The sequence below is a fragment of the Pseudomonas sp. UM16 genome, from assembly GCF_050312595.1.
In the GTDB taxonomy this organism is placed as follows: Bacteria; Pseudomonadota; Gammaproteobacteria; order Pseudomonadales; family Pseudomonadaceae; genus Aquipseudomonas.
The window spans coordinates 1-23,624 of sequence record NZ_JBNPJT010000017.1 but is presented as its reverse complement, the minus strand read 5'-3'; the positions used below and the strand labels follow the sequence as shown (position 1 = coordinate 23,624).

Genomic DNA, 23,624 nt, shown 5'->3' with positions numbered 1-23,624 from the left:
TGCCGGGCGAGATACTCTTGAGCTGATGCTGGGTGTTTATAGCGCAAGCTTATCCAGTGGATGTGGCGATGCTGCCGGCCCCTATGGGGCAGTGACTAAGATCTATACTCACAGCTTTCTTCGCAGTGGGTATACCCGATGCCGCAACAGCTACCGTCCACTTCGTCATCGCGGCTGCTTCTACCCTTTGCCTGCGCCCGTCCACGGCGCACCGTGGTGTTGTGCTTTCTCGTCGCCTTCGCCATCACTCTGATACTCGCCGGGCGCCAGTATTATCAGCTGCAGCAGCACGAACTGGAGATGCGCGAACACAACCTGCAGTTGCAGGCGCTAGCAATAGAAACGCTGATTTTCAGCGGCAAAAGCCAGCTGCAGTTCCTGCGCCATCTCGCCGAACGGGTGCTGATCGAAGGCCATAGCCAGCCCTCGATGCGCCAAAACGACGCCATCGCCGCCGCCATACGCAACAGCCGGCAACCGCTCTGGGGGCTGCCGGTGCCCAAGTCCGATGCACCGGTGCGGGCCCTTGGCGATACCCAGGTCGCGAGCATCCCGGGCCTGAGTCGCGAACCGCAGCAGTTGGTGGAAGATCTGCATCTGTCGCGGGCCATGAGCCAGGTACTGCCTGCTCAGTTTCAGGGGGAAAGCAACCTGTCGCGCATCCTCTTTCTAACCACCTCCGGGATCGTCATTGCCTACCCGGCGGTGCGCGATACGCAACTGGAACCGATCCTGCGCAAACTTGCCAGTTCACCGCTGATGCAGCTCAACCGCGCCAATGTCGAAGACCTCGATATCGTCTTCTTTCCACTGCCTGGCAGTGACTTGGGCAGCATGCCGCACTTGCTGCTCAGCACCCCGGTGTACCTCAATGCACTCATGCGCGGTGCGGTGATCTACGACGTGCCGCAGACCAAGCTGCAGAATTACCTGTATCAGAGCACCGAAAGCGATGAGCTGCATGCCCTGATAGACGAAGAAGGCAGCCTGGTCGCCTCCAGTGAGCAAGCCTTCAAACCGTTCCAGGGTAACTGGTTGAGCAGCCTGCCGGCGACACGCAAGCGCTTGTCCCTACCGATGCTGTTCCAGCGCGACCACGGCACAGTGAATCTCGAGCAGGGCTACCTGCAGTTTCGCGAATTACAAGGTATCGACCTGATCCTGACCAATTACATCAGCGCCAGCGACCTGCGTGCAGCGGTTAATGCGCAGATCGACTTTCTGTTTCTCGGTGTCTGGTCACTGCTGGGTTTTTTGATGTTTCTCACCCTTTACATCGTCGACCGGCTATTCAAGGGTCAGTTGCGCCTGAACCGGCAACTGCGCGAGATGGGCCTGGTCGACGGCCTGACCCAGCTGGCCAACCGCCGACGCCTGCAGTCCGACTTCGGTGGCCTGCTCCAGCGCCTGCGCGAAGATCAGCCACTGGCCTTGTGGATGCTCGACATCGACCACTTCAAAAGCATCAATGACAACTGGGGGCACAGCGCTGGTGACGAAGTGATCAAACACCTGGCCACCCTGTGCCGAGCCCTGGTCCGGCCCCAGGACCTGGTGGTGCGCTATGGCGGTGAAGAATTCTGCGTACTGATGCCCGACACCGCACTGGCCGACGCCACGCACATGGCCGAACAACTGCGCGCGGCCACCGCAAAGTCAGTGTGCGTGCCCGACGCCGGAACCCTGCTGGCTGGCGCGCCGTCGCTGGAAATTCGTCTGACCGTATCGATCGGTGTGGCAGAACTGCGTGTCGATGGCTGCCAGGAACTGGAAGACTTGGTAGCCACCGCCGACCGGCGCCTGTATGCGGCGAAGAAAGGCGGTCGCAACCAGGTGGTCAATCACGACTGAATGGGTCGGTTGCATGTTTTTTGTCGTCCGCGGCTTGCTGGCGCGGCAAAGCCGAGCCTTAAGCTCGGCCGGGTGTGCCATAACGACAAAAAACGGAGACACCATGCGCCTTCCCACCCTGCATCCACGGGCCCGTCTGGCGAGCCTGATCACCCTCGCCTGCCTGAGCCAGAACCTGTATGCCGAACCGGCAAGCGCCGCCTCAGCGGCCAGTGCCCAGACCCGCAGCAACAATGCCGCAGTGCTCCAGCAACGCCCATTCAGCAACGACGCCGACTACGCCGCCGTCACCCGCGGGCTGATCGCGCCGTTCAAAGGCCAGGTGCTGGACGCCGCCGGAAAACCGGTGTGGAACCTGGCCAGTTATGACTTCCTGAACAAGAAGGACAGCCCCGCCACGGTCAACCCGAGCCTGTGGCGCCTGGCCCAGCTCAACAATCACGCGGGCCTGTTCGAGGTGGTGCCCGGCCTGTATCAAGTGCGTGGCATGGACCTGGCCAACATGACCATCATCGAGGGCGACGACGGCCTGATCATCATAGACCCGCTGACCGCCGTCGAAACCGCCCGTGCCGCCCTCGACCTGTACTACCAGAACCGCCCACGCAAGCCGGTGGTGGCCGTGATCTACAGCCACACGCACACCGACCATTTCGGCGGCGTGCGCGGGGTGATCGACGAGGCCGACGTCAAGGCTGGCAAGGTCAAGGTCCTGGCGCCTTCCGGGTTCATGGAACATGTCATGAGCGAAAACGTCTATGCCGGCAACGCCATGAGCCGCCGTGCCCAGTATCAGTTCGGCCTGTACCTGCCCCGTGGCGAGCAAGGGCAAGTCGACGCGGCTATCGGCAAGGCAGTGGCCATCAGTGGCACCATCACCCTGATCCCGCCTACCGACCTGATCAGCCAGCCCTATGAAACGCGCCGAATTGCCGGCATCGATCTCGAATTCCAGCTCACCCCTGGCACCGAAGCGCCGTCAGAAATGAACCTCTACCTGCCCAAGTTCAAAGCCCTGGGTATCGCTGAAAACGCCTCGCAGACCATGCACAATATCCTCACCCCACGCGGCGCCCAGGTGCGCGATGCCAAGGCCTGGTCGCAGTACCTGGATGCCAGCCTGAATCGTTATGGCGACAAGACCGACGTCTTGTTCGGCCAGCACAACTGGCCAACCTGGGGTCCGGAGCCCGTACGTACCCTACTGGCCGACCAGCGCGACATGTACGCCTTCCTCAACGACCGCACCCTGCACCTGCTCAACCAGGGCCTGACGCCGATGGAAATCGCCCAGAACATGGAAAAGCTGCCAGGCGAGCTGCAGAACAAGTGGTACACCCAGGGCTACTACGGCTCGCTGAGCCACAACTCACGGGCGGTGTATCAGCGCTACATGGGGTTCTACGACGGCAACCCGGCCAACCTCAACCCACTGCCGCCGGTTGAAAGCGCACGCATGACCGTCGAAGCCATGGGTGGTGGCGAAGCGGTACTGGGCAAAGTGCGCGCAGCCCTGGACAAAGGTGAATACCGTTGGGCTGCGCAATTGGGCAACCAGCTGTTGTTCGCCGAACCCGAGAATGCCAAGGCCCGCGTAGCCCAGGCCGAGGCTCTGGAGCAGTTGGGCTACCAGAGTGAAAACGCCAACTGGCGCAACATCTACCTGACCGGTGCGATGGAGCTGCGCGGCGGCATACCGAACAATCCGGGCAGCTCGGTATCGGCCGATATGGTACGGGCGTTGACGCCGCAGATGTTCTTCGACTTCATGGCGGTGCGCGTGGATGTCGACAAGGCGCTGGGCCATGACATGAACCTCAACTGGCGCTTCAGCGAACCGGATCAGGCGTTCAACCTGACCTTGCGCAACGGTGTACTGACCCACCGTGAAGGTCTGAATCCCAAAGCTGATGCCGGCCTGACCATGAGCAAGGCGACCCTGGAGCAGATCAGCCTCAAGCAGCTGGACTTTCCCACCGCGATGCAAAAAGGTCTGATCAAAATCGAAGGCGATGGCAAGAAATTTGCCGCGTTGCTCGGGGCACTCGATACCTTCAGCCCGCAGTTCAATATCGTTACACCTTGAACCGCTTCTAGCCTGCGCCGGCTCCCCTCTGCGTCCAGGGAGCCGGTTTTGTCGGCAATCGAGCCAACAGGCTCGTATTACTTAGCCCAGCGACGCAATTCGGACGGTGTGTAATCATCCGTCTTGGCGCTGAAGCCGACACGCATCGGCATCTTCTCTTCGTTACTCAAACCACCGGCATAGTAGCGACCGGAAATCAGGTCATACGAGGTTTCCAGCACGTTGTAGGTGAAGTCATGATCGTAGTGCTGGATCGCATGCAACTCCGAACTGCGCCACAACTCGCCACGGCTGTCGTACTGATCGACTTGAGCAATCTGCCAACTGTCCTCATCCACATAGAAACGGCGCTTGCTGTAGAGATGCCGCGCCCCCGGTTTCAGTGTCGCTTCAACCACCCACACCCGATGCTTTTCATAACGGGTATAGGCCGGGTTGATGTGGTTGGGCTTGACCAGCTCGTCGAGTTTCAGCGCCCGACTGCCCAGACGGTAGCTGTTGTAGGGAATGTACAGCTCTTGCTTGCCGATCAGCTTCCAGTCGAATCGGTCGGGCGCGCCATTGAAGCCGTCGATGTTGTCGGCGGTAATCAACCCGTTGCTGTAGCGGGCGCTGTTGTCATACGCCAGCATCGGTGCGCGGCGCACCCGGCGCTGGGCCGGTAGATACTGCCAGGCCGAACGCGGTTCGGCGACCTGATCAAGCGGTTCATGCACCAGCACCGTCTCACCGGCCAGACGTGCCGGCTCCAGCACCCGACTCTTGAACATGAACAGCACGTTGGCGTTTGGCTCAAGACCGCTGACCGCCTCGGCAAAGCTGACCAGTGACTGCGCGCGAATGTAGCTGACTGCACCGTTCTCACGCACCAGGGCAATACTGCTCAAGCGCTCATAGCTACCGCCGCGCCACCGGCTCATGTGGTTCCACATCACCTCCATGCCTTCGGTTGGCAACAGAAACGGGATGCCGCGGCTGTAGTCATGCAGGCCATTGCCGCCATCGGCCAAAGTCGTCTTGCTGGCGTTGCTGCGGCTGTCGGCCAGGATCGCTGCGGGTAAGCGTGCACTACGATGGCTGGGGTAAACCGGCATCTGGTAGCTGGCGGGATAGCGCTTGAACATCGCCACCTGGCCTTGGCTCAGGGCCGCCTGGTACTGCCCAAGGTTCTGCGCAGTGATGGTGAACAGCGGCTTCTCGCCGGCAAACGGATCACTGTAACCACCGTTGCCATCGACACTACCGGCGCTCTTGTCGAGACCACCGGTCCAAGCTGGGATGCTGCCGTCGGCATTGCCGGCGCGTTCCGAGCCCATGGGGGTGAGCGTCTTGTCCAACGGCCCAAGGTCATTGGTCTTGGCCATAACCGTGGCGCTGACACAGGTCAGGGCCAGCAACAGAGGATGTATGCGCATTTTTATTGTTCTCCTTAGAAATCAACCTTGAAACTGACCGAGGCGAAGTCGCGGTCATCCAGGGTGCTGTAGTCGTTGGAGCCGAAGAAGGCGCTGTAGGCCAGCTCCACGCTGTAGTCATTGAGGTAGTTGGCGCTCAGGCTCAGGCCAAGTGCTTGCTGGCCTTCCTGGAACGGCCCGGCCGGGTCGTAGGAATAGCCCTCGACGTCATGGCGCCAATTGACCGCCGGGATCAGGTTGATTCCCGGCAACACGTCGCTGTACTCAAGGCTGGCGCGCAGTCGATAGCCCCAGGACCAGTCGGTGGCAAAGCCCTCATCGGTGCAGTAACGGTTGGTCACTCCGGAAGCCTCAGTGTTGCAGGCTGTGCCATTGCGTGGCGCACTGCGACCAAAGGCAGCGTTGCGCCCCAGGCGCTCATCACCGAGGCTGTCGATGTGCACCACACCCACTTCGCCAAACAGGCTCAGGCGCGTGGCGCCAAGCACGTTGTCGATCGCCTGGGTCGCCGAGCCCGTCCATTGCCACACGCCCTTGCGCTGCCAAGCGTCAAAGCGGTCGCCATTACGCGTGTTGAAATCTTCTGGCAATTCGACCCAAGAGCTGCCCACAGCGCCGGAGACTACCGCCGTGGTGACATCAGGGGCGTTGTAAGCCAGCGGCATGTTGGGCCGGTAACTCAGTTCAGTGGCCAGCGAGATACCGCTGTAAGGTTCTACCCCGGTTAGGCTCACGCCATACAGGCGAATATCCTCGGGGAATGCCGCTGCATAGGACGGCCCTTGCACACCGCCAGGAAAGTTGCCCGGCAGGCTGGTGTTACGTGCATCAAGGGTCAGGTACGGCAGGCGTGAGTGGTAGTTGATGAAGTACAACGCCGCCTCGGCATCGTTGAGCGCAGGCAGCATCTGGCGCAAGGCGAACCCGAACTGGCCAGTGTCCGATGGCGATTCGTTACCGCGTGAGCTGGCATACAAACCACTGGCTTGCATCTGCTGATCGCTGAGTACCTGAGTTAGGTACAACGGACCGCAACCCGGCTGAATCACATCGCTGCTGGCAAAGAAAGTACCGCAACCGTCGAGCACGCTCGGGCGCCAGTTGTATTGGTAGAAGCCTTCCAGGTTAAGGGTGTCGGAGATTCCGAAACTGAACGACAGCATCTCCACCGGCAACTGGCCTTCCTTGATCTCGACCCCGGGGCGATTAAAGGCGGTGATATCCAGCGGGTTGATGACGTTGATGCCGTTCTGAATCAACAAGGCCTCGCCCCACGACAACACCTGCTTGCCAAGCTTGACGTTGAGCGCATGGCCGCCCAGTTCCAGGTCCTTCCACAGATAAGCGTCGAGTGCCTCGAAACCCTGGAACCTGGCCAGGTCATCCCAGCCGCTGTCGTCGAAATCCTTGAAGCGCCCGTCGCGGGTTTCATAGGCGTGGTCGTACCAGTATTTGAGGCGCAGGAACGCGCCCTGCCCCTGGCCGTCGAGGCTGAAGTCGGTCAGGCCTTTGAAAGTTTGCGAGATCGGATCGCCCTTCTTGAAATTGAGGCGATTGTCATCGGCGCTGACACTGCTGCCATCGGCACTGACGCCCTGAGCCTGCAAGGCATTGGCGCGGGTCATCAAATGCCGGTCGGGGCTCTGGGTTGACCAACTGCTACCCAGGCTCAGGGTACTGCGTGTGGTCAAGCTCCAGTCTTCATTGATGTCGAAGGAGGTCGCCTGGACAGGCGCGGCGACGGACGTCAGCAGCGCCAGCAGCAGTGGCGGGTGACCATTGCGGTCAAAACGCAGGCGCAGGCGCGCCGGGGTTGAGCTTGTTGTTGTCATTATCGAGCTCCAGTTGGATTACGCAGCTCGATCAAGATGCCCAAGCACCGGTCGCCACGCGCAAGCGGTGCACGACAAAAAACGATCATCAGCCAGCAACGGCAAAGGCGTTACGCCGATTGCAAAACGCCCAGGCGAAATTGCTTGGGCGTCACCCCAAACTGTTTGCGAAAGGCACGAATGAAGTTGCTCGGTTGCCGGTAGCCCAGACGCGCGGCGATGCGTTCGATCGGCTGGTCACCGGCAGCCAGCCAGTGCCGGGCCAATTGCAGACTGCCCTGGCGGTCGGCGTCGCCAACCGCGCCCTGCCATTGGCGCAGCATGCTCTGGTGCAGGAAGCCGTTGGCCCCTGGCAAGGCCAGCGCCAGTGCCCCAGGGGCCAATTGCAGGCAGAGCCATTGCCCTTCAGCTGTCGGCACGCCCCATTCCTGCAACCAGGGCTGCGCGGCCTGCTGCGCCAACAGCGTCACCTGGGTGAACACGCTGGCAGGCGGCTTGCCGGCACGCCGGGCAATGTTACGCACCAGGCTCAACACCGCGGCATCCAACATGTAGTAATGCGGTTGGTGTTGATAGCGGCGCACGTGCAACAGCGTTTGGCCTGCGTCTTCTTCCAGGCTGACCAGCACACAATTGGTGACCAGCGGCAGGTAACGGATAAAGCATTCCAAGCTGGCACGCACCGTGGCAGCCGAATCGAGGAGAATATTCAGGCCTTGCAGCGAGTGGGTGGCCATGCCCGGCACCAGTTCGCAGCCAAACTCGCGCCCAGCGCCGGCTGACTCGCATTCGACCAACAGTTGCTCAACCAACCGCGCCGGAACCTTGCCGTGCCCCTCGAGCCACGCAGGATCGATACCGGCGCGCGTCAACAAGCGCTCGACGGCCAGGCCGCAGCCTTCGGCATGCGCGACCAAGGTACGGGTGAGAGCAGTGGAAACAAAGGCTGCAGCAGGCATGGCGAGTCACGAGAAAAGAACAGGACTAGCGTTATGCCAGTCGCTACACTATCGATCAAATGCATAAAAAACATGCCTAACATGCAAGGGGCGCATAATGGACCTTCGACAGCTTCGCCATTTCGTGGCCCTGGCCGATTGCCGCGGTTTCGTTCGTGCGGCTGACGCAGTGAACCTCAGCCAGCCTGCTTTCAGCCGCAGCATCCAGACCCTCGAGCGTGACCTCGAATGCGCCCTGGTCGAACGCGGCAGCCGTGAGTTTCGCCTCACCGGCCAAGGCCAACTGGTGCTGCAGCACGCCCGGCGTTTGCTCGCCAGCAGTCAGACCCTGCAAAACGAACTGCTGCAGTACAACGGCCTGGAAGGTGGCGAGCTGCACTTTGGCAGCGGCCCCTACCCAGCGCAGTTGCTGGTACCGGAGGCCTTGGCGCGTTTCATCCATGACCATCCGTTGGTTCTGGCGCGCTTTCACCTGGCCGACTGGGAACAGCTGGGCATCTGGCTCAAGGAACAGCAGATAGAATTCTTCGTCGCCGACTCGCGCTACTTCAAAGATGATCCGCGCTATCACGTGCAGGTGCTGCGTCCGCGTCGCGGGCGCTTCTTCTGTCGCGCCGGCCATCCGCTGCTGGACCGCGGACCGCTCAAGCTCGCCGACCTGCTCGACTACCCGATCAGCGGCACACGAATCCCGCCGATGATCCGCAAGATCCTTGCCCGAACTCAGGGTGTGGAGGATTTCATCACCAGCGTCGAATGCGCGCAGTTCGATGCCATCCGTCGCGTGGTCATGCGCTCTGACGCCGTGGGCCTGGCCACAGAGGAAGCCCTCAACGAATGGGTCGCAGCCGCTGAAATAAAGCTGCTGAGCTTTGTCGATATCGACACCGGCGACCCCGAGTTGCAACTGCGCTATGGCATTGTCAGGCGCGCTGGGGCTACCCTGACCCCGGCTGCGCAAGCGATGATCGAGACGATCCTGAGCGTCGATCAACAGCTGCTGGAGAACCCTTGATGAGCACGCTGTACAGCCCACCCGCGAACGCCTTCTATGCCCCAACCCTGCTGCCCGCCATTGAAGAACTGCAGGCACGAGGCGTTGACCTGGCATTGATCGAAGCGGTGTTTCGCCGCAGCCTGTTCGAGTTACGCACGCCGTTTTTGCGCGTGCCCTTGGTGCTGTCACGGCGCTTCTGGACCTTGGCTCTGGCCGAAACCTGCGACCCATTGATTGGCCTGGCCGCTGGCCGGCGTTTCGTCTCCACCGCCACCAATGGCCTGACCTATCTGTTTGATGTGGCCGCCTCACTGGAAAGCGCCTGCGCGTTTTTTGTCGAGTATTTTCCGTTTTTCAACGGCCATTTTCGCGCCCGCATCGAGCGTACCGAACGGCAGGTAATCCTGCGCCTGGAAGATTGCGGCAGCCTTAAGGCCACGGCACCGATCACCGACTACATGCTCACCAGTATCAGCAGCCTGCTGCACCGCAAGCTGCTGGCCAGCGGCCTGGATCAGGACCCGATCGTTGCCATCGAACTGGCCCATCCAGCGCCCGCCGATACCACCGCGCACCCGCAAGCCTGGCGCGCCGCAGTCAGTTGGGGGCATGCTGAACACAGTATCCTCCTAGACCCTCAGGTGTTCAGCCAGCCGCTCACCCCCGGTAACCAGGCGTTGGAGCAGATGTTGGTGGCACTGCTGCAACAGACCCAAAGTAACAGCCAACCCACCCTGCTGGAGTTAGCCAGTGACCACTTGGCCCTGCATTTGGCTGATAACCAGCGCTGGCCGCTGTTCTGCAACTGCCAGCACCTGCTTGAACGCACGGCGGCACGGCGCTTGAAAGCGTTGGGCTGGAGCTTCTCGGAACTGCTCGACGAGTACCGCCGCTACCGCGCCGAAGACTTATTGCACGGCAGCGCCCTGGAGCTGGTACAGATCGCTGACCAGCTCGGCTACAGCGACGTGCAAAGCTTCCATCGCGCCAGCCTGCGCTGGTTCGACTGCGCGCCCGGTGCCTACCGCGCGCGCTGAGCTCAGAGCACCTCGAACAAACCCGCCGCGCCCATGCCGCCACCCACGCACATGCTCACCACCACGTACTTCACCCCACGGCGCCTGCCTTCGAGCAAGGCATGGCCGACCAAAGGACTCCAGGTCAGTCACAGCGCAAACGGCTCAAGGCCGCTCGCAGGGGTTGAGGAATCGGCTGCGGGCGGTTGCTGGCACGCTCGACGAAGACGTGGACAAAGTGCCCCGCTGCACACGCCAGTTGCTCCCCAGCCTTGAAAATACCCAACGTGTAGTGCACCGAACTATTGCCCAGCTTGCTCACCGCCAGGCCCACTTCAATACGCTCGGGAAAGGCAATGGAGGCGAAATAGTCGCAGCTGGAATTGACCACCAAAGCGATCACCTCACCGTGGTGAATATCCAGCCCGCCCTGCTCGATCAGGTAGCTGTTCACCGCACTGTCGAAAAAGCTGTAGTACACGACATTGTTGACGTGGCCATAGAGATCGTTGTCGTGCCAGCGCGTGGTGATCGGCTGGAAATGGCGAAAGGCGGCACGTGATGGTTGGTCCATTTCAGTACGCTTGCCGATAGATCGTCAGCGCATCAGCCTCGCTGACCTCACGCGGATTGTTGATCAACAGGCGCTGCTGAAACATGGCGTCACGGGCCAGTTGTTCAAGGCTACGCTCGGCCACCCCGGCATCGCGCAAGCGTGTCGGTAAACCGCAGCGCGGGCTGAGCTCGGCCAGCTCATTGACGAACTGATCACTCAGGCTACGTGTATCGCCTGGCCGCAAGCGTTCACCGAGCAACAGCGGCGCCAGTTGCGCATACAACGGCGCCGCGACTTCAGCGTTGAAGCGCAACACATGAGGCAGCACCAGCGCATTGGACAGCCCATGAGGAATATGAAAATGCCCACCCAAGGGGTAGGCCAGCGCATGCACCGCGGCGACGGGCGCGTTGGCAAAAGCCTGACCGGCCAGGCAGGCGCCGAGCAACATGGCCTGACGCGCCTCGCGGTTACTGCCGTTGTGCACCGCTTGATCGAGGTTGCTGGCGAGCATACGCAAGGCTTCGCAGGCCAACAGGTTGGACAGCGGGTTGCGCTTGAGCTTACTGGTGTAGGCCTCGATGGCGTGGACCATCGCATCGATGCCAGTAGCAGCGGTGACCGCTGGCGGCAAACCGACGGTCAGGTCGGCATCAAGCAGCGCCAGGTCCGGCAACAACTGGGGTGAGACCACGCCCATCTTGGCGTGCTCGCCGGTGGTGACAATGGCGATTGGCGTCACCTCCGAGCCGGTGCCGGCAGTGGTCGGCACTTGAATCAGCGGCAGGCGCTGGCCCTTAGCCTGGTCGACGCCGTACATCTCGTTGAGTGGTTGCTGGCAGTGCGGATGCGCCAGCAAAGCCACCAACTTGGCGACATCCATGGAACTGCCGCCGCCAAAACCGACGATGACATCAGCCTGCATCGCCCGCGCCTGCTCTACCACGTCCAGCACACAGGCCTGTGGTGGATCGGCCAGCACCTGGTCAAACACCTGCACTGCGACCCCTTGCTCGGTAAAGCCTGGCAGCGACGGCTCGAGCAAACCCAGACGCGCAATGCCTGGATCGGTGACGATCAGTACCGAGCGCGCCCCGCGCTCGCGGCACAGGCTCGCCAGGCGCGTGGCGGCACCGGCTTCACAGAGGATCTGCGCGGTGGTAGCAAAACTGAATGACTGCATGCGGCGTCCCTCATTGTTGTTGTGATGTCGGCAGAACTGATCAGAAAGCAAAGTCTGCCGCCGGTAAGCCCATTAGGCACCCGGCACCGGCCAGCAAAGCCTGGCGATGCGCAGCCGCCCGAGGCAGCACCCGGCGTTGATAGAACTCGGCCGCGTGCAGTTTGGCCTGATAGAACGCCGTTTCGTCCGTGCCCGCCGCCAGGGCTTGGCTGGCGCACTGCGCCGCTTGCAACCACAGTGCGGCCAACAACGTGTAGGCCGAGTAGGCCAGGAAATCCACCGACACTGCACCGATTTCTTCAGGGTCTCGCGCACAGGCCTGCAGCACCGACTCGGCTAATGCCCGCCACTGCTGCAACTGCTGCGCAACCTGCTCGGCCATCTGCGCATGCGCGGTGGCCTGCGCCGCATCGGTAAGCAGGTCATCGATCAGCGCATTGAGCGCTTGACCTGCGTCACCGAGCAGTTTGCGCCGAATCAAATCCAGCGCCTGGATGCCGTTGGTGCCCTCGTAGAGCTGAGTGATACGGCTGTCGCGCATCAACTGCTCCATGCCCCACTCGCGAATGAAACCGTGTCCGCCATACAGCTGCACACCGAGGCTGGCGACCTCCTGGCCGCAGTCAGTGAAGAAGGCTTTGACGATAGGAATCAACAACGCGGCGCGCCGTTTGGCGGCGCTGCTTGTGTGTTCGAGATCCAGCTGCCGGGCGGTGTAGGCGGCGAGCATGCGGCAGCCTTCACTGAGGGTTTTCTGGGTCAGCAACATACGCCGCACATCGGCGTGGACGATGATCGGATCGGCGGGCTTATCCGGGGCCTGCGGGCCGCTGAGCGAACGCGACTGCAAGCGCTCGCGGGCATACGCCAGGCCACCCTGGAACGCGGCTTCTGCAATCCCCAGGCCCTGCAGCCCGACCTGAAAGCGCGCATCGTTCATCATCGTGAACATGCACGCCAGGCCCTGGTTCGGCTCGCCCACCAGCCAGCCAGTGGCGGCGTCGAAATTCATTACGCAGGTGGAGGCACCCTTGATGCCCATCTTGTGCTCCAGCGCCCCGCAACTCAGGGTGTTACGTTCGGCCAGCGAGCCGTCGCCGTTGACCAGGCGCTTGGGCACCAGGAACAAGCTGATGCCTTTGACCCCCGCTGGCGCGTCGGGCAAGCGTGCAAGTACCAGATGGATGATGTTGTCGCTGAGGTCTTGCTCGCCACCGCTGATGAATATCTTGTTGCCGCTTAGCCGATAGCTACCGTCAGCTTGCGGCTGGGCGCGAGTGCGCAACAGCGCCAGGTCGGTGCCGGCCTGAGGTTCGGTCAGGCACATGGTGCCGGTCCACTCGCCGCTGACCAACGGCGCCAGGTAACGCTGTTTGAGCTCGGCACTGCCGTGGCGATCCAGAGCCAACACCGTGCCTTCGGTGAGCCCTGAGTAAACACGAAACGACAACGAGGCCCCCATCAGCATCTCGTGGAAACTGGCCGAGAGCATTTGCGGCAAGCCCTGACCACCGTACGCGATAGGGCCGGTCATGCTCGCCCAGCCCTGTTCAACATACTGCGCGTAGGCCTGAGGAAACCCGTCCGGGGTGGTCACCTTGCCGTCCTGCAAGTGACAACCCTGTTCATCGCTGTTGCGGTTGAGCGGTGCGACCACTGCGGCGGCAAACCGTGCCGCCTGCTCCAGCACACCGTCGATGGTTTCACGGTCCAGGCCATTGTCCAGTTGCTGACAATGCCCGGTCAGGTCGAACAGTTCATGCAGGACAAAACGCATGTCACGCAGCGGCGCCCGATAGTTCATACCCGGCCCTCCTGCACAGCGGCCAGGCCCTTGCCCGTCGCCACCAAGCGCGTGATCAGCGCTGCCGGTTGCCAATGCGCGCCAAGGGTGTCCTGCAAACGCAACAGACGCGCCTGGATCGACGCCAGCCCCTGGGCATCGGCCCAGCTCAACGGCCCGCCGACGGCAGCCGGGAAACCATAGCCGTTGAGATAGACCAGATCGACGTCATGGCTGTTGGCAGCGATGTTTTCTTCGAGAATCTTTGCCCCTTCGTTGACCAGTGCCAGCAAGCTGCGCTCTAGGATCTCCTCATCACTTAGGGCACGACGTTGATAGCCCAGGCCCGCGGAGATTTTCGCAATCAGCGTGTCAACGTCAGGATCATGCACAGCCTCGCGACTGCCCTCGGCATACTGGTAGTAACCACGCCCGGCTTTCTGACCAAAGCGGCCGAGTTCGCACAAAGCGTTGTCGACCTGTACCAGTGGGCTGTCCAGCCCCTGCCCGGCCAGCTGCCGAGCACGCCATTCGAGATCGACACCGACCACGTCGTACATGCGAAACGGGCCCATGGCAAAACCAAAGGCTTGCAGGGCGCCGTCCACTTGCCGTGGCAACGCACCTTCAAGGAGCATCTTGCGCGCTTCGTCGGCATAGGTCTTGAGCATGCGGTTGCCAATGAAACCACGGCAGTTGCCCGCCACCACCGCCACCTTGCCCAAGCGCTGGCCCAATTGCCGGGCGACGTCCAGTACGGCGGGCGACGTCTGCTGACCGCGGACGATTTCCAACAATTTCATGATGTGCGCGGGGCTGAAAAAATGCAGGCCGAGTACCTGCTCAGGGCGACCGGTCACTGCGGCAATGGCATCGACGTTCAGTGCCGAGGTATTGCTGGCAAGAATCGCATCGGGCTTGAGCGTGCGGTCCAGGGTGCGGAAGATTTCCTGCTTGAGTTCAAGGTTCTCGTACACAGCTTCGATCACCAGGTCGACATCGCTCAATTCGGCGTAACTGTCGACGGCACGTATCCGCGCCAGGTTCTGCTCGGCCTGCGCTTCACTGATGCGACCCTTGACCACTTGCTGGGCCCAGGTGTCGGCGGCCATCTTCAAGCCTGCGGTGACCATCTGCGCACTGGCGTCCAGCCACAACACCGGGATGCCGGCACTGGCCAGGCTGATGACAATTCCCCGCCCCATGGTGCCAGCGCCAACCACCGCAGCCTGCTGCACATCGAATCCGTTGCTCACAGCGACACTCCCAAATCGAGAAGAAGGATTGCCGACACCCTAAGCAGCTGCCTACTATTTGAGAAATTTCATTTTCATATGCGTGATATTTGCAAAATGAATATAAGCAATTTCGACCTCAATCTACTGCGTGTGCTCGACGTGCTGCTGCGTGAGCAAAACGTTTCACGCGCCGCCGAGCGCCTGGCCCTTAGTCAACCGACCGTGAGCAACGCCTTGGCGCGCCTGCGCGAGCTGCTTGACGATCCGCTGTTGGTGCGCATTGGTCGGCGCATGCAACCGACGCCCAAGGCACTGGCATTGGAGGGCCCGATCCGCTCGGCGCTACAGCAGATCGAGCAGACCCTCAACGTCGGCGACAGCTTTGAGCCACACCACAGTCGCCAGACCTTTCGCATCGCCATGACCGACTTCGTTGAACAGCTGTGCATGCCGACCCTACTGCGTCGCCTGCAGGACAGCGCACCGAACCTGCGCCTGGACATCGCCCCACTGGCGCCGAGCCTGCCGGTGGACGCACTCGACCGTGGCCAACTCGACCTGGTGCTGGGCCGTTTCGACGAGATCCCGGCGCGTTTCGTCCGCCACCTATGGCGGCGCGAAACCCTGCAGGTTGCCGTGCGTGAGAATCATTCGCTGATCAGCGATACGCTGGACCTGGACACCTTTCTGCGCCTGCGCCACCTCTGGGTGCACGGTGGCCAGACCCGTGGCATGGTCGATCAATGGCTGGGGGAACAGGGCTTGGCACGGCAGATCGTCTACACCACACCCAACTACCTACAGGCGGCACACCTGGTCACAACTTCGGACCTGTGCGTGGTACTGCCGACGCAACTGGCACGGCACTTCGCCACATTGCTGCCCTTGCAACTGCATGACTTGCCATTCGCCCTGGAGGCGTTCGAACTGGAACTGGTGTACTTGGCACAACGTGGCCAGGACCGGGCATTGAATTGGTTGGTCGAGGAAATACTGGGCGTCACCAAGGACTGACCCACGCCCGCCGTTGCAGCAGGCGTGGGTTCAAACCCAGCGCAAAGGCGTTATGAACGCGTCGACGGCCCTGGGCGCGGATCCTCTGCGCCAGGTGGCTTGCTCCCTATCGGCAATTGCACGATCTCTTGGGTCAACGTCCGGACCAGTGCGGCTACTGCCCTATCCCACTCTTCCTTGATCTGCTCCTGCGCAGCCTTGTACTCGTCATCGCGCATCTGCGCATTACTCGCCTCCTCCATCAGTTCAGTTGAGCGATTCTGGAAGGGCTCATTGACCGCGCTGAAACGCGAGGCATAGGCACGCTTGAGGTGTGCCACCCAGAAATCCCGCGTCACCAGCGATTCGGCCAGGCCCTCATTGTTCTCCCGGGCGAGGATTTGCTGCCCCAAGCGCTGGGCCTGCTGGGAATCCAGGCCGGCGATTGCACGAAAGCCCATGTCAGCGGGTTGGGCTGGCAGGTTGAGCAGTTGGCGCAGCTCAAGGCGATAGGCTAACCCCACCTCAATCTGATCCAGATGTTGTCCTGCCGCCTGGCGCGCCTGAATATCCGCCAAGGCTGCCTGATCCACCTGGTCCAGGCGCCACATCTGTCGTCCCAGTTCGATCAGGGCACTTTGTTCACGACCGGGCCCCGCCTCATTGCAGGCGCGCCAGACCAGCATGCCCAACTCCAACCCGCTCAGGTGCAGGGCGGCACTGTCCTGACAGGTCATTTCCAGATTGTTCAACACCCCAAACAGCTCTTCACGCAACCCACTGTACTGACACATGGCTTCAAGCAAGGTGAATACCCGATTAGCTAATACAAAAGGTTGATGCTGAAAATCGACGGTATCGAGCAACCGCTCCAGCAAATCGAACAACGCTTGTGACCCCTCAGTGGCCTGCAGCTGATCCCAAGTGGAGGTTCGCTGCGCAAGCGCCTCAACGGCCACCGCGTTCAGCCAGCGGTCACGCACACCGTGGGGATTAACGGCAGGCGTATCCAACCAGCCTGCGGCAATGTGCCAGCCATTGGCTTGCATGTACTGTCGCATGCGCTGCTCGACGTCGGGATTGAGCGGGTTCCACTCCAGCAGGATGGTACTGCTCAGCCATTGCGGGAGCCGATAGAACTGCTCAGGGACCTGGGTGATTGCGTTATTGCGCAAGTCAACCACATTCAACGCCTGACGGCTGAGCAGGTCCGGGGGGAATTGTGCGATGCCAGTGTGCTGTAGGTGCAACCTGCGCAAGTGGATCATTCGAGCCAGCGAAAAAGTGCGGCCCAAGGGGTTGGACGACAGGTTGATGACCTCTAAGCTTTCGCATTCGCTGAGCATCAGCGCTTGCGCCGGATTGAGGGCGATGCTGTTGTTGAAGAGGTCCAGTTCACGCAGCATGTGCAGTTGCGACAAATTCTGCGGCAACTGGGTGAGGCGATTGTTGGGGAGTTCAAGGAGGCTCAACCTGGGAAACGCGCGAAGAAACTCGGCTGGAATTTCCCGCAACCCCATACCCCGAAACGAAAGCTGTCGGACATGCTCAAATCTCACCCCCTCAGGTAGCGCAGGCACGTTATCCAAGCGTAATCCCCAGAGCATCAAGCGGTAGCCCTCAAGCTCACCGGTTGCCGAAAAAATTTGGATCCCTTGGGTATGCTGCCAACAACCGATCAGGGCATTGCTCAAGCTTTGTCGTGGTGTACGCTGTGACGAGGTAGCAGGAAGGCTTTCGCTCCAGCGACGAAGTTCAAGCTGCAAGCTGGATAACTCGCGCTGTAAACGCACCACCTCGCGTTCGGGATCTTGTCCCGAACGCCTGGCAGCCTCCAGCCAGTGCTCAATCTGTGCATCGTTAAACGCGGGGTACAGCAAGCGCAAGTGGCGTTGCAAGGCTGCCGGTCGGTGTGAACGCCCAGGCCTGCGGCCCGACAGGGGATATCCCCGACGCCCGTCCTCCAGACGCTGCGGTGGCACGAACCAACCAACCCGTTCAGCAGCCCCAAGCCACTGCCCGACGTCCTGACGTTGGACCTTGGCCTGTGCTGCCAATAGCACCCGCAGGTTGTGCGCAAAGGGGTCGCTCAGGTCCATAGCATCACGGTCTGCAGTATCAAAGCCTGCGGCCATGACAGTGAAAAACTCTCCGGGCCCGGCCAGTGAGCGGCCTTGGCTATCAAAGAGCTGGAATTCGCCATCGTGGTGCAGCATATCCAGGCACCGATCGCCTTCGACTTCGCCCACTGCCAGCATTGCCGGGCCCTGCAAAGCGCTATCGAACAAGCGCCAGCCCTGGGTCGCAGGAGCATTAGGCAGTTGACCGCACAACCTCAGGCATACGCGGGCAAGGTCAAGCGACTGCGGGGTATGCAGGTACAACGCCTCATATACCCGCGCCACACGGATCTGCCTTACCGCAGTGCGAGCGGCCTGCGCCATGGGCAAGGGAACACGCCCGCTATCGAGTAAATGCTCTCGCTGCCCGGAACCGGCAGCCTCCAGCACTGCCGTCGCTGCGCGCTCGTGCAAAGTGGGAAAGTCCCGACGCAACAAGGCCGTGTCACTGGAGGTACTGGTAAGGTTGGCATCGTAAAGTTGCTGAAACAATGATCGCCGTTGCAATGTGGCACGATCAGCCAACTGGGGCGCAGACAACTGCGCAGCACCTGGCAGTGCCCGGATCGCGTTAAGCACCTGTTCGTCTTCTACTGGGTGTTCTTGGCTCAGTTGCGTGATCGCAACACCAATGCGCTGGTCAACGGCGAAACGCTCGCAGGTGTCAACGAAACAGGCGTCCGGCGCCTGCGCATAGACATGCAGAGTCCGAAGTTGATCGACCGTCATGTTGGTGGCGGTGAGGATTTCATCTATCTGCTGGTCATTGAACGTCTGGTAGAAGCTGCCCAGCCGACGAAACATCCGGTGCGGGTCATCCCATTCGGCGGGTTGTTCGCTCCACAGTCTCCATGCCCCGGCACCATTGTGCACCAGCCCCGGTGCATGCCCCCTGCGCGTATTCAAACACCACGCCTCATTGTGTTGGCGTACGACGTAGAAGTAACCGTCCATCTCGATCCAGGTCTGGTTGCCCAAATGAAATAAACCTTGATGATCTTGAACCGCCGCAGCCGGAGGGGCTTCGCTGCGGTAAGCCGTCAGGTCCTGATTCCACAAGCGCTGGTTGCCGTCGCTCAGCTGCGCCGGAATCAGGCTATCGACCACTGCCGAGCGCTGCCAGGCATCGCGCACCGCGTGAATGCCGGCCGCCGTTGCAGCCATGACCGCCAGATCGATGGCGACATTCAAGGCGTGATCGAGGGCGTCATGAACGTCACCCTCGCGCCACGCCTGCACCCCGTAATAGACCCCACGCAGCAGGTCCCAGGCGGCGATAGCAACCAGTACCGCACCGAGCACCGGCACAAATAGACCTGCCAGATTGAGCAAGGTCCAGCCTTCAGTTGCCAGGCGCTCATCGTGCTCACGCTGAACCTCGCGATCGACCGCAGCCGTCGGCACCGCAATCATCGCCGCATCATCCTTGATGCGCTGGATGCTCGCCTGGGCCAGGCAGTCAAACAGGTGCCCCTCAAACGCATGCATACGCTCTTGCAAATCGATGTTGGCAAGATCCGAGACATCGGCATAGCCACTGACAACGCGGCTGAAAAAGCGCTGGCTGTCACGGCGTCGAACGAATCGACGGAAGAAGCCTTGATAGGTGCCAATGCGTAGGCGATGGCCGAGGTCATTGGCAAAATAACGTAACGAACGGTAAGCCCGCCACGGTGTCAGGGGGTCGCCGGGGATGTAAACCAGCACCCGGTTGCTGGAGGTGTAGATCGGACTGTAGGTTTCATCACGCACATCGAGAACCACAATTTCTTCCAACTGACAGCCAAGCAGACTCAACTGTTTAGGTATCACAGGGTCATCGTTGAGATTGATCGGGCTATGGAGGCCACACAGTTTGACCAGCAGCTGATGCTCATCGGCGTGCAATTGGCCTTTGATCCAGGCGATATGGGCATCTACCAGCATGGTGTAACGCTGCATGCGGGCAATCAGCGAAGCCACTCGCCTGCGCCCTTCACCGGGTTGCTCGCCGTCGCCATCGGCCGGTAGCAGCACCGAATCAAGGTGCTGTTGGTACAGCGCGCCGAGGTCGAGTTGTCGACACCAACGAGCGAACACATCAGGCGTCGGCAACGCAGCTCCAGCGTCGTTCGGGTCGAGCAGTCGGTTACCCGCCAGATAGCCCCCCGGCTGGGTTTCCTCTGCGCTGAAATTTCGCAGCGCCGCTTCCAGCACGGGGATATTCGAGTACACCGCCGCGGTCACCGGGTAACCAATGGGTTGCGAGGTGATCACCGGCTCTTTACGCCCCATCCTGAACTGCAGACGCTGAGCGTCCAGGCCTGGGCCGAGTGCTTCTTGCAGTAACGGCAAAGTGAACGCGTCGATACTCTGCAGCCCCGCCAAGGCACTGCGCGTGCGCTGGTTGAAGTACAGACTCAGGACCATTGCCTCCTTGAGCGCAGTGAGTTGCTCAACGCTGGCTGTACGCAGCCAGGCGGGTAAGGCGCGGCCAATGAAGCCGTCCTGGTAAGCCTCCAGGCTGATTTGCAGTGGCGTTTTTGTTGCGCTGTCGTCGTTGCTCGCAGACATACCCTTCAACCTTCTGTTGAGAAACGCAGGAGGTTAGGTTGGCGGGGGCGCTGCGATGCGCTAGATATCTATGGCCACGCCCTGAACCCTTTGCGGTGAACGCGGCAGGTGCCAAGCCTGCGTATCGACAAAGAATGCCCGTGCGTTGTCCTCCACTGCGAAACGGCTTACGCATTGGGCGCAGCGCGTGCTGCACGGGACAAATGCGAGACCTCCCAGCCATGGCGAAATTTCCCACGCCAAATAGACCAAATGCCTACTTACAAGCCAGAAATGTTCTGCATACAAATCGCGGTGCCATCACTTTAATTCAGATCCTCGAACTGCTTGCGCACATCGCCTCAACGGGTGTGCTGCGCGAGCGACCTCGCCGTTGGAGTTCAGATGTTAAAGGATCTAACCCCGTTGTTCGCACCTCAACAGCAGCGCCTGATCAGGCTGACCACCCCGCTGCTACCCGAGCATGAACTGTTGCTGGAAGACTTTTGCGGCGCAGAAGGCGTCTCGACCCTGTTCAGTTTTGAACTGTCGCTGCTTTGCCAGGATGCCCGCCTTGAGCTCAAATCGCTTATCGGCCAGCCCGCCCACCTGAGCATTGAACGGCCTGGCGGCGAACCGCGCTTCATCCATGGCTATATCAGTGGCTTCAGCCTGCAGGGCAGCGATGGTGGCCTGGCACGCTATTCGGCCACCTTAAGCCCGTGGCTGTGGATGCTGACACTGCGCCAGGACTGTCGAATCTTTCAGGAGCAAACCATTGAGTCGGTGATCCGCACGGTGTTTGCCCAGTACCCTGCGGTGCGCGCGTTCGAATTTCGCTTGAGCCGCCCGCTCAAGCATCACAGTTACATCACCCAGTACCGCGAAACAGACCTCACCTTTGTCCTGCGCCTGCTGGAGCATGAGGGCTTGTTCTTCTACTTCGATCATGCCCGCCAGGGCCATACGCTGGTCATCAGCGATGACTCCTCACGGCTGATTGCGCTGCCCGAACAGCCGCAGATCCGCTACCACAGCACAGCGCTTACCGAGAGCAGCGACGCCATCAGCCAATGGAGCAGTCAGCGTGTGCTGCAACCTGGGCGCATGTCCGTGCAGACATTCGACTACCGCCAGCCCAGCAACCTGTTGCCGGCCAGCATCAACACGATCAACCAACAAGGGGACGTCGAGCATCAAGAAATCTACGACGTGCTCGGCCATTACAGCCATCGCCTGCCCAGCGAAGCTGAAGGGCTGTTACGCGATCGCCTGGAAGCCATCGAAGCTCAAGCCAAGACCTTTCACGGCGCCAGCAACTGCCGCGCCCTGCACCCCGGTTACAGCTTTGAGCTGAGCCAGCATTTTGACCACGATAACGGCAGCCGCGAAGACCGCCAATTCCTCTTGCTCAGCGTCAAGCACCAGGGCAGCAACAACTACCTCAACGATCAGCCGGCTTACTACAACAACCGCTTTGTCTGTATTCGCCAGAAGATTGCCTACCGCCACCCCATCAGCGTCCCGCGCCCGAGTATCCCTGGCCCGTTGAGCGCGATTGTGGTCGGGCCACCGGGTGAAGACGTCTTTACCGATGAGCTGGGCCGGGTACAAGTGCGCTTCCACTGGCAACGCGGCGACAGCCTGCCACAAGGCACCACCTGGTTGCGGGTGGCCATGCCCAGCGCGGGTGCAGGTTTTGGCCATCAGTTTCTGCCGCGCATCGGCCAGGAGGTGCTGGTGACCTTCCTCGCCGGCGACATCGACCGCCCGCTGGTCACCGCGGCGCTGTACAACGCCGAGCACTTTGTACCGCAGTTCAGCAAAGCCTCAGGGTTGCCCGGCAACCGCGTGCTGTCGGGCATCAAGAGCCAGGAACACAACGGCAAGGGCTTCAACGAACTGTTGTTCGATGACAGCCCCGGTGCCGTGCGCGCACGCCTGGGCAGCACCCACCAGGCCAGTGCCTTGAACCTCGGCAAGCTGGTCACCCCGCGCACCGACGGCTCAGCCCAGCCACGTGGCGAGGGCGCCGAGCTGCGCACCGATGCCGCGATTGCCTTGCGCGCCGCCCAAGGCATGTTGCTGACCACCTTCGCCCGCCACGACGCACAGGGTGCACAGCTGGATCGCCAGGAGTTGCTCGCGCTATTGGCCGATTGCCATGAGCTGTTCCACGGGCTCGGCCAAACCGCCGCGGCACGTGGCGCCCAGGCGCTCGACAGCCAGGGTAGCGAAGCACTGCGCCAGGCGCTCAAGCAATGGCCCGCCGCCGACAGCGCGTCTGCCGGGGCAGCGCTCATGGCCCTGACCGCCGAGGCCGGGATCATCAGCGCAACGCCCCGTTCGCAGTTGCACTACGCCGGTGCCAACCATGACACCACTGCCCAGGACCACCTGCAATTGAGCAGCGGTGGCGGTATGCGCCTGCACGCGGGCAGAGGGCTGTCGGCGTTTGTTCAGGACGACGGCATCAGCGCCATTGCCAATCGCGGCAAGGTGCACGTGCAGGCGCAGGAGGACGACATCGCCCTCACGGCACAGAAAAACCTGCAATTCACTGCCAGCGAAGGTGAAGCGCTGATCAGCGCGCCCACCATTCGCCTGGTTGCCGATGACGGCAGTTACATCAGGATCGGTGGCGGAGGCATCGAGATCGGCAGCCAGGGCAAGGTCAACGTACATGCCAGTGAGCATGACTGGCTCGGGCCGAAAACCGACAGCAGCGCCGCGCCCTCCTTCAGTCGCGACCCTGCGGCCCAGCGCATGGCACTGCACTACCCCGGTGAACACGACGATAGCCTGCGGCCAGCGGCCGAGCTCGCTTACCAGGTTGCCCTCGACGATGGCAGCGTGGTGCAAGGGGCGAGTGACGCCAGTGGCCTGTCGCAACAGGTACAGCGCCAGCTCATGCATCAAGGCCAGGTGGCGTTACTGCGTGACAACAAGGAGGAAAACCATGAGTGATCCTGACCAGTATTGCATCGCTGAATACAACATACGTTTGCTGCCCAACTGCAACACTGCACGCAAAATGGAAGTACCTGCCGACCTGCCGGGTGT

The 23,624-nt window shown here is 61.2% G+C and carries 14 protein-coding genes; 6 read left to right on the top strand and 8 right to left on the bottom strand.

Translation table 11 applies throughout. The features are described from left to right. The first annotated feature begins 138 nt into the window (after nucleotides 1–138). Together ACQRAX_RS19740 and ACQRAX_RS19735 are read left to right on the top strand one after the other, a co-directional pair. The gene (locus ACQRAX_RS19740; RefSeq protein ID WP_412041046.1) at nucleotides 139–1,851 is read left to right on the top strand and encodes a diguanylate cyclase; all 1,713 of its coding nucleotides are present in this window, start codon (nucleotides 139–141) and stop codon (nucleotides 1,849–1,851) included. Between the two features lie 103 nt (nucleotides 1,852–1,954). Beyond that, nucleotides 1,955–3,937 (top strand): alkyl/aryl-sulfatase, encoded by a 1,983-nt coding sequence (locus ACQRAX_RS19735; protein ID WP_412041047.1) that lies wholly within the window; start codon nucleotides 1,955–1,957, stop codon nucleotides 3,935–3,937. 77 nt (nucleotides 3,938–4,014) lie between these two features. Here the strand turns inward: ACQRAX_RS19735 and ACQRAX_RS19730 are convergent, their stop codons facing one another. The 3 genes from ACQRAX_RS19730 to ACQRAX_RS19720 form a co-directional block, all read right to left on the bottom strand. Next, a complete protein-coding gene (locus ACQRAX_RS19730) occupies nucleotides 4,015–5,352 on the bottom strand; it encodes a DUF1329 domain-containing protein (RefSeq protein ID WP_412041048.1) in 1,338 nt (445 codons plus the stop codon). Between the two features lie 14 nt (nucleotides 5,353–5,366). After that, nucleotides 5,367–7,184, bottom strand: coding sequence for a DUF1302 domain-containing protein (locus tag ACQRAX_RS19725; protein ID WP_412041049.1), 1,818 nt, complete (start codon nucleotides 7,182–7,184; stop codon nucleotides 5,367–5,369). A 110-nt stretch (nucleotides 7,185–7,294) separates the two neighbouring features. After that, a complete protein-coding gene (locus ACQRAX_RS19720) occupies nucleotides 7,295–8,143 on the bottom strand; it encodes an AraC family transcriptional regulator (protein ID WP_412041050.1) in 849 nt (282 codons plus the stop codon). Between the two features lie 97 nt (nucleotides 8,144–8,240). Here ACQRAX_RS19720 and ACQRAX_RS19715 point away from each other — a divergent pair, with 97 nt between their 5' ends. Both ACQRAX_RS19715 and ACQRAX_RS19710 read left to right on the top strand, forming a co-directional pair. Then, nucleotides 8,241–9,158, top strand: coding sequence for a LysR family transcriptional regulator (locus tag ACQRAX_RS19715; RefSeq protein WP_412041051.1), 918 nt, complete (start codon nucleotides 8,241–8,243; stop codon nucleotides 9,156–9,158). Beyond that, on the top strand, nucleotides 9,158–10,177 hold the full coding sequence (locus tag ACQRAX_RS19710; RefSeq protein WP_412041052.1) for an AraC family transcriptional regulator: 1,020 nt from the start codon (nucleotides 9,158–9,160) through the stop codon (nucleotides 10,175–10,177). Before ACQRAX_RS19715 ends, ACQRAX_RS19710 begins: the two co-directional genes overlap by 1 nt. A gap of 124 nt (nucleotides 10,178–10,301) precedes the next feature. Here ACQRAX_RS19710 and ACQRAX_RS19705 read toward each other — a convergent pair whose 3' ends face one another. From ACQRAX_RS19705 to ACQRAX_RS19690, 4 genes are read right to left on the bottom strand one after another with little or no spacing between them, the layout of a single operon-like run. Beyond that, entirely contained in the window at nucleotides 10,302–10,730 is a 429-nt protein-coding gene (locus ACQRAX_RS19705; protein WP_412041053.1) for an acyl-CoA thioesterase, read from the bottom strand. Between the two features lies 1 nt (nucleotide 10,731). Next, entirely contained in the window at nucleotides 10,732–11,895 is a 1,164-nt protein-coding gene (locus ACQRAX_RS19700; RefSeq protein ID WP_412041054.1) for an iron-containing alcohol dehydrogenase, read from the bottom strand. Nucleotides 11,896–11,935: 40 nt separating this feature from the next. Beyond that, the gene (locus ACQRAX_RS19695; RefSeq protein WP_412041055.1) at nucleotides 11,936–13,699 is read right to left on the bottom strand and encodes an acyl-CoA dehydrogenase C-terminal domain-containing protein; all 1,764 of its coding nucleotides are present in this window, start codon (nucleotides 13,697–13,699) and stop codon (nucleotides 11,936–11,938) included. Further along, a complete protein-coding gene (locus ACQRAX_RS19690) occupies nucleotides 13,696–14,934 on the bottom strand; it encodes a 3-hydroxyacyl-CoA dehydrogenase (RefSeq protein WP_412041056.1) in 1,239 nt (412 codons plus the stop codon). The genes ACQRAX_RS19695 and ACQRAX_RS19690 overlap by 4 nt, the downstream gene beginning before the upstream one ends. A 96-nt stretch (nucleotides 14,935–15,030) precedes the next feature. Between ACQRAX_RS19690 and ACQRAX_RS19685 the strand changes: the two genes are divergently transcribed. Continuing rightward, nucleotides 15,031–15,930 (top strand): LysR family transcriptional regulator, encoded by a 900-nt coding sequence (locus ACQRAX_RS19685; protein WP_412041057.1) that lies wholly within the window; start codon nucleotides 15,031–15,033, stop codon nucleotides 15,928–15,930. A gap of 50 nt (nucleotides 15,931–15,980) precedes the next feature. On the opposite strand, the gene ACQRAX_RS19680 is transcribed toward ACQRAX_RS19685, so the two are convergent. Further along, entirely contained in the window at nucleotides 15,981–20,582 is a 4,602-nt protein-coding gene (locus tag ACQRAX_RS19680; RefSeq protein WP_412041058.1) for an NEL-type E3 ubiquitin ligase domain-containing protein, read from the bottom strand. Nucleotides 20,583–20,966: 384 nt separating this feature from the next. Here ACQRAX_RS19680 and ACQRAX_RS19675 point away from each other — a divergent pair, with 384 nt between their 5' ends. Beyond that, the gene (locus tag ACQRAX_RS19675; RefSeq protein WP_412041059.1) at nucleotides 20,967–23,528 is read left to right on the top strand and encodes a type VI secretion system Vgr family protein; all 2,562 of its coding nucleotides are present in this window, start codon (nucleotides 20,967–20,969) and stop codon (nucleotides 23,526–23,528) included. Nucleotides 23,529–23,624: the final 96 nt, after the last annotated feature.